The sequence below is a fragment of the Rhodococcus sp. GB-02 genome (assembly GCF_053470465.1).
In genome coordinates this window covers 537,849-550,792 of record NZ_JBPUKE010000002.1, presented here as the reverse complement: position 1 = coordinate 550,792, position 12,944 = coordinate 537,849, and the positions used below count along the sequence as shown (strand labels likewise).

Sequence of the window (12,944 nt, the reverse complement as noted above, 5' to 3'; positions counted from 1 at the left end):
AGATGACAAGCGTGGAAGCCGAGAACGTGTCGAAGAAGACTTACCGCGAGGCCGTCAAAGAGGCCATCGCCCAAGAGATGCAACGAGATCCGAGCGTCGTCCTCATCGGTGAGGACGTACGCGGCGGGCATGCCGGTACCAATCCCGACCTGGAGACGAAGAAGATCGAGGCGTTCGGCGGTGTCCTCGGTGTCACCAAGGGCCTGTGGACGGAGTTCGGATCGGAGCGTGTGATCGACACCCCGATCACCGAATCCGCGATCATCGGAATGGCTGCCGGAGCCGCACTGACCGGACTGCGGCCGGTCGCCGAGTTGATGTTCATGGACTTCTTCGGAGTTTCCTACGACGCGCTCTACAACCAGGCTGCCAAGTTCCGCTACATGTTCGGTGGCAAGGCCAGAACTCCGCTGGTGGTGCGAGGCATGATTGGCGCAGGATTCTCCGCCGCTGCACAGCATTCTCAGTCCCCGTACAACGTGTTCGCGGCGGTGCCTGGTCTGAAGGTGGTCGCTCCGTCCAATGCCTACGACGCCAAAGGTCTTCTCATCCAAGCTATCCGGGACGACGATCCTGTTGTGTTCTGCGAGCACAAGGTGCTCTACGACCTCAAGGGCGAGGTGCCGGACGAGCCGTACGCGATTCCGTTCGGCGTCGCCAACTACACCAGGCAGGGCGACGACGTCACGATCATCGCTTTGTCCGCAATGGTGAACCGCGCCAATGACGTAGCGGACAAGCTGGCCGCCGAGGGTATTTCGGTCGAGGTTGTCGATCCTCGTACCGTCTCACCATTGGACGAGGACGGCATCCTCGAATCCGTCGCATCGACCGGACGCGTCGTGATCGTCGACGAATCCGCCGCCCGCTGCGGTTTCGGGCACGACGTGGCCGCGCTGATCGCCACCAAGGGATTCAACTACCTGAAAGCGCCGATCGAACTGATCACGCCGCCACATACTCCGGTTCCGTTCTCACCGACCCTCGAAACTGCCTGGCTGCCTGACGCGGCGCGCATCGAAGAGTCGGTTCGCAAGCTGGTGAGAGCCTGATCATGGCTGACATCAAAGCTATCGACATCCCCAAATGGGGGCTCTCCATGGAGGAGGGGTTGGTCAACGCGTGGCTCATCGAGGAAGGTGACTCGTTCACCAAGGGCCAGTTGATCTGTGAGATCGAGACCAGCAAGATCACCAACGAGCTGGAGGCGCCGTTCGACGGTGTTCTCCGCAAGATCGTCGGCATACCGGGGCAGACTCTGCCCGTCGGTGCCGTGATCGGTGTGTCCGCCGATGCGTCCACGACGGATGCGGAGATCGAGCAGTTCCTCGCCGGTCGCGGCGCAACCGCGCCGGCGGAAGAGCCGTCACCGTCACCGGCTGCCGCGCCGGCGGCTCCCGCGGCACCTCTGCCGACTCCGGCTGCGAAGGTGGTTGTTGCACCGAAACCTGCACCAACCGGCGCCACCGTCGCACCAAGCACCGTCATACCGAGCGTTCTACAGGGCACGACGCAGAGTGACGTGTTTGCTAGTCCTCGCGCACTCCGACGTGCCGAAGCACTCGGAATCGATCTCGCCGCCGTGGTGGGTACGGGCCCACTCGGCCGGGTCAGTGTCCGAGACATCGACGACGCGATTCGCGATGCCGGTGGCACTGTTGCGCCCGCGGCGACGGTCACGAGATCCGGACTTCCGCTGCGATCGACTATCGATGACAGCGCCGTGCCGGCCACCCCGGTCGCACGCAGAACTGCGCGATCGCTGGGCGTCAATTTGCATGACTGTCGTCCGACGGGCTCGAGGGGGCGCGTCTGCGTCGCCGACGTGCACGACGCCGCCCGTTCCGCGCAGCTCCTGCCAGACCCGGTGGCTGAGACGGGAACCGTTGCCGTCGAACCCGATTACGAGACAGTTCCTTTCACACCCATGCGATCGGCAATCGCCGGTAGGTTGCAGGCGTCCAAGCAGCAGGCTCCCCATTTCCGGCTCTCGACGGATCTCGAGCTCGATGCGCTCCTCGCTCTGCGCAAGGAGATCAATTCGTCCGTCCCGGCGGTCAAGCTGTCGGTCAACGACTTCATCGTGAAAGCCTGCGCCGCTGCGTTGATGAAGGTGCCGGACGTGAACGTTCAGTTCGATGCTGCGAACGAATCGGTTCTTCGATTCGCGTCGGCGGATGTCTCGGTGGCAGTTGCACTTCCGACCGGGCTGATCACGCCCATCGTGCGCAGTGCGAACACCAAGTCGTTGGCGGACATCTCAGGTGAGGTGCTCTCGTTGGCCACCAAGGCGAAGACCGGCAAACTCCGTCCCGAAGAATTCCAGGGTGGGACCTTCACGGTGTCCAACCTCGGTATGTTCGGGATCAAGGCCTTCGACGCGATCATCAATCCGCCCCAGGGTGCGATCCTCGCCGTTGGTGCGGGGGAGAAGCGGGCCGTGGTGGTCGGCGACACCGTCTCGGTTCGGACGCTGATGACCGTGACTCTCTCGTGCGATCACAGGGTGATCGACGGAGCGTTGGGTGCAACCTTCCTTCGGGAACTCCAGCGCTTTGTTGCGTCTCCCGCGCTGATGTTGGTGTAAGGGGCTGTGGTGGAAAGCAATACGTCTCAGAAGTATGACGTTCTTGTCATCGGCGGCGGCCCGGGTGGGTACGTTGCGGCGATCCGGGCTGCCCAGTTGGGGTTGAGCGTTGCGCTGGTCGAACGTGATCGCCTCGGTGGTATCTGCCTCAACTGGGGCTGTATCCCCACCAAGGCGATGCTTCACGGCGCGGATGTTGCGCATACCTTGAGCGAACTCGACAAATACGGATTCAGTTCGGCGTCTGTTGAATTCGACATCTCGAAGTTGGTGGCGTTCAGCCGTGGCGTTTCGGAGCGGTTGTCCGGCGGTGTTGCCTATCTGATGAAGAAGAACGCCGTCGACGTCATCTCCGGCACTGCGAAGCTGGTGGACAAGAGCGTCGTATCCGTGGAAGATCGGACGTATCGAGCCGACCACGTGATCATTGCAACCGGCGCCCGGCCGCGCTCGATTCCCGGTGTCGCTCCGGACGGCGACCGGGTGTGGACCTACCTCGACGCACTCGTCCCGACGGAACTGCCGAAGTCGCTGCTCGTGATCGGGTCCGGCGCGATCGGAGTCGAATTCGCCAGCCTGTACCGCGATCTCGGCACCGAGGTGACCATCGTGGAGATGGCACCGCACATCATGCCGGTCGAAGACGAGGAGATCTGCGGCTTCGTTCGCAAGCAGTTCGAGAAACGGGGCATCACGATTCACACCGGGGCCTCGGTGTCGTCGGTGACCGTTGGCGCCGACGCCGTCGAGGTGAGTGTGCAGACGAGCAACGGTGTCCAGGCGTTGACCGTGGACCGGGTGTTGGTGGCGGCCGGAATTACCGGCAACGTCGAGGATCTCGGGTTGGAGGCCGTGGGCGTCGAGATCGAGCGCGGTGCGATCGTCACCGACGAGTGGTGCCGTACCAGTGCTTTCGGGATCTACGCCATCGGTGACGTGGCGGGCGCTCCGTGTTTGGCGCACAAGGCAAGTCACGAGGCCGTCTTGTGCGTCGAAAAGCTTGCCGGTGTGCCCGACGTTCATCCGCTCGATCGCGACTACGTTCCTGGTTGCACGTATGCCCGCCCGCAGGTAGCGAGTCTCGGTCTGACGGAGAAGCAATGCGCCGACTCTGGTCGCACGTTGCGGGTCGGGCACTTCGACCTGCAAGCGAACGGCAAGGCATTGGCGATCGGTGAGGCAGAAGGCTTCGTCAAGACGATCTTCGACGCCGATACCGGGGAACTGCTCGGCGCGCACATGGTCGGTCCGGATGTGACCGAGCAGATTCAGGGCTTCGGAATCGCCAGATCCCTCGAAGCCACCGGCGAGGATCTCGCCGAGGTCGTGTTTGCTCATCCGACGCTCTCGGAGGCAATGCACGAGTCGGTGCTCTCGGCGCTGGGGAGACCCCTCAACGCGTGAGCACAGTCCGCGTGCGTGAAACCCGTCCTACGTTCACGCACGCGGACAACGCTGCAACCGGGTGCAACGCTCGCTTTCGGTGACCCCGTCGCATAGGACTGGAGTGTGATCGGCGCAACGAATCGACTCGAACCGGCTCTGGGTAGTGGTGAAGACCCGGCGCAGTACGCACGTGTTCTCGAATCCGTGTACGAAGCGACGATGTCGGGGCGCAAGCCGCCTGCACGTCCGCGCTCCGTCATCGCGAATTCGTGGTCGCGTCTGCGCGCACTCGGACTCGATCCGGAGCGGTGCTCGATCACCAAGACGGGCCGCGAATCCGAGATCGAAGAGGGCAGACGCGCCGCCGGCATGACGGAGATCTTCGACGTGGCGGTGCACGGTCTGGCGCCACTCGTCGGCCCAGGCGACGCGAGTCTGATCGTGGTGGCGGACCGCCACGGGCGCATCCTTTGGCGACACGGGCCCAGTCGAATGTTGGATCGGGCCGAACGGCTCGGGATGATCGAGGGTGCGTCGTGGACCGAGGAAGCTGTCGGGACCAACGGGATCGGCACTTCCTTGGCGTCAGGTTCGGCAGTACAGGTGTTCTCGGCCGAGCACTACTCACGCTCGCAGCATCCGTGGACCTGCTCCGGAGCGACGGTTCGGGATCCGCGTAGTCGCCGGGCCATCGCCGTCGTCAACGTCGCCGGCGCAGCAGACACGGTCCACCCGTCGACTCTCGCGCTGGTGGACAGTGTGGCCAGGCTGGCGGAATCCGCACTGCGGGAGAAGCATCGAATCGGATTGGATCAGCTCCGGATGATCTCGGCGTCGACACTGGCTCGCGCGAGTCAGCCGACAGTGGTCGTGGACCGTAGTGGCTGGGTCGCGGCCGTGGATTCGATGGCGCCGATCTACCGCATCGCGCTGCCGAAAGTGATGAGCAGCGGCGAGCATTGGCTCCCGTCGCTCGGATTATGTATGTGCGAGCCGCTTCCGGGTGGTTGGCTCATCCGTCCTCAGCTGGACCCGACATCCGGAACTGTCTGTGCCGAAGTCGAATTGGACCTGCGAGATCCGAATGCGATGGAACTGCGATACTCCTCGGCCATGGGAAGTTGGAGTATCGACCTCAGCCCGCGCCATTCGCAGATCCTCCTCGCTCTGACGCAGACGTCCGAGGGCCTCACGGCCTCGCAGCTCGCCTCACAGCTGTTCGGCGATCCGCGCAAGACGGTGACCGTTCGGGCCGAGATGTCGAGGTTGCGTAAGCGATTGGCCGGAATCCTATTGGCGCAGCCTTATCGCTACGACCCGGCTGTGCGGGTAAAGACCATCCCTGGTGTGCGCCTTTATTAACCGCGGGGGCTTAGTAAAGGCGCACAGCAGAGCGGCGCGAACGCCTCACCTGCGCGTACTCGTAGCCGTTCTGCCAGGTCACGGTGGCCACCAGCACCCAGATGATCCACATGGTGGCCTTGCACGATCACTACGGCTGCCCCAACACCACGTTCCTCGCCGGTCCGACCTTCACGACGGACTTCGCCGATCCGAATCCGGTGGCGACGAGCGGATCACGCCGATCCTCGACGAGTACCAAGCGCATTGGTACCTCGACGACGTCGAAGGTGTTGCCGCGATGGTCGATTACGCGCAGAGCAAAGGCTGGGTCGACGAGGGCGGAGAAGCGCTGCCGGCGCACATCGTTCGCCGGCAGTAAAAGGGGAACGGCTCAGACCATGTCGTTCTTCTGCAGCCATCGCAGCGTCGGCCAACCGCAGAACACCGGGAGCCAACAGGTCAGCACTCGGTAGAGCAGGACCGACGGGACCGCGATGCTCACAGGAAGTCCGAATGCGGACAGGCCGCCGATGAGGGCGGCCTCGACGGCTCCGACGCCACCCGGTGTCGGAGCTGCCGAGGCCAGCGTGCCGCCGATCATCGTCACGATGGTGACGGTGATGAACGTCGTTCCGCCGCCGAATGCTTCGACGCTCGCCCACAGCGCCAGAGCGGCACCGAGAGTTGTTGCGGCGCTGCCGCCCACGATGATGAGGAAACGCGTGGGGTTTCGCGCGAGCTGGCTCAGTTCACCCAACACTTCGGTGATCTGAGGACGCAGATCGTCGCGCAGCCACCCACGGAGCTTCGGGATGAACATGAATGCGCCGAGAACTCCGAGCGCGACTCCGCCCGCCAGATACAGAACAGTGGACCCGGGGATGAAGTGCGAGAGATTTGTATCGCGGCCGGCGACGACAGAGAAGAAGATCAGCAAGCCGACGTGGGTGACCACCTGAACCGTCTGTTGAAGCGCGACAGCGGCCGTTGCGCGGACGGTACCGAGCCCGCCCTTCTGCAGGAACCGCACACTCAGGGCGAGCCCGCCCACTCCGGCGGGAGTTGTCGTCGCCGCAAAAGTGTTGGCCACCTGCATGATCAGGAGGTTGCGGTAACTGACCATCGACGACGCGCACGCCCACAGGGCCGCTGCTGCGCCGACGTACGTCAGCGCGGAGACGCCGAGGCCGAGCATCGCCCACCACCAGTTGGCTGTCTTCAGTTCGGTGATGAATGCCGGTACCTGGCTGATGAACGGATAGGCGACGTAGACCAGACCGATGAGCAGAACGAGCTGGATGAGTTGATTGCGACTGAACCGGGTGACCTGTGCGGGAGCGACTTTCTCGATCCCGTTCTTCGTACCGACCTCGTCTCGGATCTCGGTCATCAGTTTCGCGGAATCCGCGACGGTCCGCCGGATGCGGTTGGGCAACGCCGCAGTGGTCAATCGGCCCGACGCCGCGAGAATCGTGTCTGCGCCTTGCGCGCGAATCGCGGCGTCCACCGCCGCGTCGACGCCGAACAGTGATGCGGTGGCGAAAAGAAGTTGAGCGTTGTCGGACTGCATCTGAACTTCGGTGGCGCCGAATTCGGAGTATGCGTACCCGCCGAAGAGGATGGTCCCGCCTTCGACACGAATCTCGGAAGCGCGCAGGTCGCCGTGCGCCATCTGGTGCACATGAGCGGTATGCAGTGTTTGCCACAGCGCGTCGATCAGTTTGGTGGATTCTTCCTCGCCCGCCTGGTTCTCGACCGCGACGGCCAGGGGGATGCCGCGAGGACTCGGGCGCGCGTACATCTCCCACCCGCGATCGAGGACCGAGATGGCGACGGCTTTGGAGCTGGCCAGACCGATGTCGGCGAACGCGATGCCCATGAGCGCCCGGTGTTCGACGGCACGACGAAGCGATCCGTAGGGCGGAGGAGTTTCCCGGTTCCGGAACGAGATCCAGCGAAATGTCTGTCGAATTGCTCCGCTACTTCGCTGGTTCTGTCCGTACAACTCGACGATCAATTCGTCGAAGGGTTCATCGTCCGGTGCTTTGTCGATGGCGGCAGACATGACGAGAGGCCCGATTCCGGAAGGGCTCACGACGCGGAAAGTGGTGACCCGGTATCCACGCCGCGCGAGTACGCGCACTGCCGAGTCCAGCGGCACTTCGAGGGCTGGTGTGCCGACGACCAGAACGATCACAGCGCCGATCAGATACCCGACCGCGAGACCCAGCATCGAGCGGGCGGGAACGATCGAGCTGACGATCAGGTGAATGGGAGCAAAAAGCAGAAGCAGCGTCCACCAGGCTCGTCGCCACTTTTTCGGAAGCCACGGGCCCGAGACGGTGAGCACCGCCGCGAGCATCGCGATCCATCGTGGATCGTCGAGGAATTGAGACAGGAACGTGGCGTCGAGTCTGTCCGGGACGTCGAGGTGCCACTTGGGCGCGGCGAGGCCCGTTCCGGTGAAGGAGAGCGCGACACCGGCGCAGAGGCCGGCGGCGGCGTATCCGGCCAGCAACTTCCATCGGCGACCGACGATCAGTCCGATCAGAATGGCGAACGGTAGCGCCAGAATTGCGATGCCGTAGAGCAGATACACGGTGTCTGACAGGCTCGGCGACAGAACGCCGACGATGTTGGACACCGACGTCTCGAGGGCGTCCCACTGACTTCGAGTGATCAGAGATCCCGCGATAACGCCGCCGAGCAGCACGGCAGCGATGGCGACCCGCATGATATCGCTTGTACGGCGGTGCAGTGGTGGCAGGAGACTTCCCGTTACCGGGATCTCCCGTCCGTCTACTCGCATCTCGCCAGAACTCTCTTCTCTCGGGGATACTGACCGTCTCAGTTACCTCGATCAAGGTACCGCGTGGGGGTTCGGAGACTGGGAAGCCGGACCTGTCGTTACCTCCTCGATGCCAAGCAACATTCGCTTCGGCCCCGCGGCGGCGGGCTTCGGCGCGTAAAATTCACTTTCCGGACGTTCGTTCATTTCGACGACAGGGAGTGCGTATTCATGAGCCCCGACGCCAGCGGTGTGGACGGTCGGGTTCCTGACCTGCCGACCCCGTCGACCAGAATTTCCGTCACCGAGGACTATGCGGCCGAGATCGACGAGCTCTCGAGTCTCAAGCACAAGCTGGGCGTGCTGGAGCCTTCGGAGTTCGCGGATGCCTGGAAGCAGGGTTACCCCTACGAGAAGAAGATGTCTCGCCGCGAGTACGAGCGGAAGAAGCGGCGTCTGCAGATCGAGCTGCTCAAGCTGCAGCTGTGGGTCAAGGAAACCGGTCAGAAGGTGCTCATCATCTTCGAAGGTCGCGATGCTGCCGGTAAGGGCGGCTCGATCAAGAGGTTCACAGAGCATCTCAATCCCCGTGGTGCCCGCGTCGTCGCGCTCGAGAAGCCCACGGACATCGAGCGCACCCAGTGGTATTTCCAACGCTATGTCGCTCACCTGCCTAGCGGCGGCGAGATCGTGATGATGGACCGGTCCTGGTACAACCGGGCCGGCGTCGAACGTGTGATGGGTTACTGCACGCCGACGCAGTATCTCGAGTTCATGAGAGAGACCCCGGACTTCGAGCGGATGCTCGTCAACTCCGGGATTCATCTGCACAAGCTGTGGTTCTCGGTCAGCCGCGAAGAGCAGTTGGCGCGGTTCGCTGCCCGTCGAACGGACCCGGTGCGTCAGTGGAAGCTCTCACCGACCGACCTGGCTTCGCTGGACAAATGGGACGACTACACGCAGGCCAAGGAAGCGATGTTCTTCTACACCGATACCGGGGATGCGCCCTGGACGGTGATCAAGAGCAACGACAAGAAGCGCGCCCGCCTCGAAGCGATGCGTCACGTGCTCGCCAGCTTCGACTATCCCAACAAGGATCACCGGGCAGTCGGTACTCCGGATCCCTTGATCGTCGGGCCGGCCTCGGCCGTATTCGAAGAGGGCGAGCACGTGAACGTGGAGTTGCCTGCGCTCTAGCTGGAGTTCTCACTCAGATCGAGCTGGCCTCTGCCCACAGATTGATGCCGCTGTCCTTGGCGTGCTGATCGATGGAGGCCAGTTCGGCTGCGCTGAATTCGAGATTGTCGAGCGCGCCGACGTTGGCTTCGAGCTGCGCGACGCTGGACGCACCGATCAATACCGAGGTGACCCGCGAATCGCGAAGTGCCCAGCTCAGTGCAAGCTGGGCCAGCGACTGGCCGCGAGCTGACGCGATGTCGTTGAGCGCACGAATGTGCGTGAGAGCGTCGTCGGTCAGCCACGAAGGGTCGAGTGACTTGCCTTGGGCGGCACGAGAATTCTCGGGAACACCGTTCAGATACCGGTCGGTGAGCATGCCTTGCGCGAGCGGTGAGAACGCGATGACGCCCACTCCCAGATCGTCGACAGCCGAAAGCAGTTCCTGTTCGATCCACCGATTCAGCATCGAATAGCTCGGCTGGTGGATCAACAACGGAACCCCGGCAGCGGCGAGCAGTGCGGCGATTTCACGGGTGCGCTCCGGTGAATACGAACTGATACCCGCGTACAGGGCTTTGCCCTGCTGGACGGCACTGATCAGGGCGCCTGCGGTCTCGTCGATCGGAGTCTCGGCGTCGGGGCGATGGCTGTAGAAGATGTCGACATAGTCGACTCCGAGTCGACCGAGCGACTGATCGAGAGACGAGAGCAAGTACTTGCGGGAACCGCCGAATCCGTAGGGGCCGGGCCACATGTCCCAGCCGGCTTTGGACGAGATGACCAATTCCGCGCGGTACGAAGAGAAATCCTCACGCAGGATCCTGCCGAAGTTCGTCTCGGCGCTTCCGTAGGGAGGTCCGTAGTTGTTGGCAAGATCGAAGTGGGTGATTCCGAGATCGAACGCCCGTCGCAGAACTGCGCGCTGGTTGTCGATCGGTGCGTCGTCGCCGAAGTTGTGCCAGAGGCCGAGCGAGATCGCCGGGAGTTTGAGACCGCTCCGGCCGGTCCGGCGGTACGGCATGGCTTCGTAGCGGTCCTGCGCGGCGACGTACTGATCGGACATGGTGCCTGCCTTCACATCGTTGTGGTTGCGGTTGAGCGTCCACCCATTATCGCCGATGCCACTCAGGTGCGCTGGTCGCTGGGAGGTGTCTCAGTCAGAATGCTTGCGGTTTAAAGCAATTCGATCGATCTTTTGGACCGACGTTCAGGTTCGAGTCACAGCGTCAGGCGGCGGTGACGTCGACCACGTCTGGGTGCGCATCTAAGGGAACGGTAAGGAATCGCGGTTACCATGGTCACAGTCGATCGGCGATACCGATCGCCGATTCGCTTCGAACATGTTGCCCAGCAGCCGGATCCGGGGTCCGGCGAGGAGATCTATGTCGACGCAGTCCGTAGTGCACGCACAATCATCCGCAGACGAGAGCGTCGTCGGGGATCCGTCTCCGCCGGGTGGTGGAAGCCGGCGTTATCTCGAGCAACTGATCAGATACGACGTGCCGGCGTCGCTGGTCGTCTTCCTGGTAGCGCTTCCCTTGTCCCTGGGAATTGCTATCGCGTCCGGGGCGCCGATCATGGCAGGTCTGATCGCCGCCATCGTCGGCGGAGTGGTGGCCGGAGCGGTGGGAGGTTCACCGCTGCAAGTCAGTGGTCCCGCGGCAGGACTGACCGTGGTGGTCGCCGAACTGATCGGCAAGTTCGGGTGGAAAGTCACCTGCTTGATCACCGTCGGCGCCGGTCTTCTGCAGATCGTGTTCGGGCTCAGCCGAATTGCCCGTGCGGCACTCGCTATCGCACCGGTGGTGGTGCACGCGATGCTCGCCGGTATCGGCATCACCATTGCGCTACAACAGGTTCACGTGTTGCTAGGCGGAAGCTCGGCCAGTTCGGCGCTGGACAATCTACGGCAGTTGCCCGCGCAGATCGGTGCCTTGCACGTCGAGGACTTGATGATCGGGCTCGTCGTCGTCGCCACCCTTGTCGGCTGGCGTTACCTCCCCGCGGGTGTTCGAAAGGTTCCGGCTGCGCTGGTCGGCATCGTATTGGCAACTTTCGCTTCGCTCGTGCTGCCGATCGACGTCGAGCGAATTGCTCTCGACGGGTCGCTGCTGGATTCGATCGGACTTCCTGCCCTGCCGGACGGCCAGTGGCTCGGCGTCGCAACCGGCATCCTGACCATCGCCCTGATTGCGAGCGTCGAGAGTCTGCTCTCGGCTGTGGCCGTGGACAAGATGCACTCGGGACCGCGTTCGAACTTCGACCGCGAGATGCTCGGTCAAGGTACTGCGAACATGGTGTCAGGGGCGATCGGCGGGCTGCCCGTCACGGGAGTGATCGTGCGCAGCGCCACCAACGTCGAAGCCGGTGCGAAGTCCCGTGCGTCGTCGATCATGCACGGCCTGTGGATCCTGCTGTTCTCGGCCGCGCTGGCCGGGTTGGTTCAGCAGATTCCGAAGTCTGCGCTTGCCGGTCTGCTGATAGTCATCGGTATTCAACTGGTCAAGCTGGCGCACATCCGTTTGGCCCGGCAGACCGGTGACCTGTGGGTGTACGGCATCACGGTGGTCGGAGTCGTGTTCCTGAACCTGCTCGAGGGCGTGCTCATCGGACTGGCGCTGGCGATCGCCCTCCTGGTGTGGCGTGTCATCCGTGCGTCGGTCACAGCAGAAGAGTTGGGTGACAAGGATTCCGGGAAGTGGCGAGTGCTAGTCGAGGGATCGTGCACCTTCCTCGTGCTGCCCAAGCTCACGTCGGTACTCGCCGGCATCCCACCGCGGTCGGACGTCACGGTCGAACTGTCCGTCGACTTTCTCGACCACGCCGTCTTCGACGTCATCGAAGAGTGGGCGAGGCAGTACGAGTTGGCAGGTGGGTCGGTGATCATCGACGAAGTCGGATCGGTGAGCATGGAGAGCGCGACCACCGGGCCGCCCAAGCGCGGCGCAGCAGTCACCGACCTGCGAGGCTTGCTCGCTCCGTGGGGGAGTTGGCAACCACAGGCTTCGGGAAGGAATCTGAGCAGCCCGCCTGCGCTGCGGCCCATTCTCGACGGGGTGTCCAACTACCATCGCCACCGCGCCGAAGCGATACGGCCACACATGGATCAGTTGCGCGACGGGCAGAATCCGGACTCTCTTTTCCTCACCTGCGCAGACTCGCGAGTGGTGCCGAACATCATCACGAGCAGTGGCCCAGGAGACCTGTTCACTGTGCGCAACGTCGGAAACCTGGTTCCAGCCAGTGGCCGCGATACGTCAGTGGAAGCGGCATTGGCATTTGCGATCGACGAGTTGGGTGTCAGTTCGGTTGTCGTGTGCGGACATTCAGGCTGCGGAGCGATGCAAGCACTCCTGACCAACAGTTCCTCGGAATCGGGAGCCATCGAGGAATGGCTGCGTCACGCCGAAACGAGTTTGCAGGCCTACACGAGTGGCCACCCGGTCGCCCGCGCTGCCGCCGAGGCGGGTTTCTCGGAGGTCGATCAGCTCGGAATGGTCAATGTTGCAGTCCAATTGCAGACTCTCGAACGCCATCCTCTGGTCGGTCAGGCCCGTGTGGATGGTCGCCTGCGTATCGCCGGACTGTTCTTCGACATCGGCTCGGCTCGGGTCATCGAAGTGACAGCGTCAGGGATCGGGGAGCTGATCGAGACCTGAA

At 63.1% G+C, this 12,944-nt stretch carries 9 protein-coding genes; 6 read left to right on the top strand and 3 right to left on the bottom strand.

The features are described from left to right. The first annotated feature begins 2 nt into the window (after nt 1-2). From ACSW29_RS15675 to ACSW29_RS15660, 4 genes are all read left to right on the top strand, one after another. Nucleotides 3-1,052, top strand: a complete 1,050-nt coding sequence (locus tag ACSW29_RS15675; RefSeq protein WP_070385568.1) for an alpha-ketoacid dehydrogenase subunit beta — start codon at nt 3-5, stop codon at nt 1,050-1,052. A 2-nt stretch (nt 1,053-1,054) separates the two neighbouring features. Beyond that, nucleotides 1,055-2,587: a 2-oxo acid dehydrogenase subunit E2 gene (locus ACSW29_RS15670; RefSeq protein ID WP_448277653.1), complete on the top strand. Its 1,533-nt coding sequence runs from the start codon at nt 1,055-1,057 to the stop codon at nt 2,585-2,587. 6 nt (nt 2,588-2,593) lie between these two features. Further along, nucleotides 2,594-3,991, top strand: a complete 1,398-nt coding sequence (gene lpdA / locus ACSW29_RS15665; RefSeq protein WP_448277652.1) for a dihydrolipoyl dehydrogenase — start codon at nt 2,594-2,596, stop codon at nt 3,989-3,991. A 105-nt stretch (nt 3,992-4,096) separates the two neighbouring features. Next, nucleotides 4,097-5,335, top strand: a complete 1,239-nt coding sequence (locus ACSW29_RS15660) for a GAF domain-containing protein (RefSeq protein WP_448277651.1) — start codon at nt 4,097-4,099, stop codon at nt 5,333-5,335. Between the two features lie 130 nt (nt 5,336-5,465). Here the strand turns inward: ACSW29_RS15660 and ACSW29_RS15655 are convergent, their stop codons facing one another. Both ACSW29_RS15655 and ACSW29_RS15650 read right to left on the bottom strand, forming a co-directional pair. After that, on the bottom strand, nt 5,466-5,678 hold the full coding sequence (locus tag ACSW29_RS15655; RefSeq protein ID WP_448277650.1) for a hypothetical protein: 213 nt from the start codon (nt 5,676-5,678) through the stop codon (nt 5,466-5,468). Between the two features lie 30 nt (nt 5,679-5,708). Beyond that, a complete protein-coding gene (locus ACSW29_RS15650; protein WP_317828760.1) occupies nt 5,709-8,126 on the bottom strand; it encodes a lysylphosphatidylglycerol synthase transmembrane domain-containing protein in 2,418 nt (805 codons plus the stop codon). A 210-nt stretch (nt 8,127-8,336) separates the two neighbouring features. Here ACSW29_RS15650 and ppk2 point away from each other — a divergent pair, with 210 nt between their 5' ends. Beyond that, nucleotides 8,337-9,302 carry a polyphosphate kinase 2 gene (gene ppk2 / locus ACSW29_RS15645; RefSeq protein WP_230814497.1) on the top strand — a complete coding sequence of 322 codons (966 nt, stop codon included), beginning with the start codon at nt 8,337-8,339 and terminating at the stop codon, nt 9,300-9,302. A gap of 13 nt (nt 9,303-9,315) precedes the next feature. Here ppk2 and mgrA read toward each other — a convergent pair whose 3' ends face one another. Next, nucleotides 9,316-10,347: an L-glyceraldehyde 3-phosphate reductase gene (mgrA, locus tag ACSW29_RS15640; RefSeq protein WP_317828761.1), complete on the bottom strand. Its 1,032-nt coding sequence runs from the start codon at nt 10,345-10,347 to the stop codon at nt 9,316-9,318. Nucleotides 10,348-10,666: 319 nt separating this feature from the next. Between mgrA and ACSW29_RS15635 the strand changes: the two genes are divergently transcribed. Then, entirely contained in the window at nt 10,667-12,943 is a 2,277-nt protein-coding gene (locus ACSW29_RS15635; protein WP_448277649.1) for a SulP family inorganic anion transporter, read from the top strand. Nucleotide 12,944: the final 1 nt, after the last annotated feature.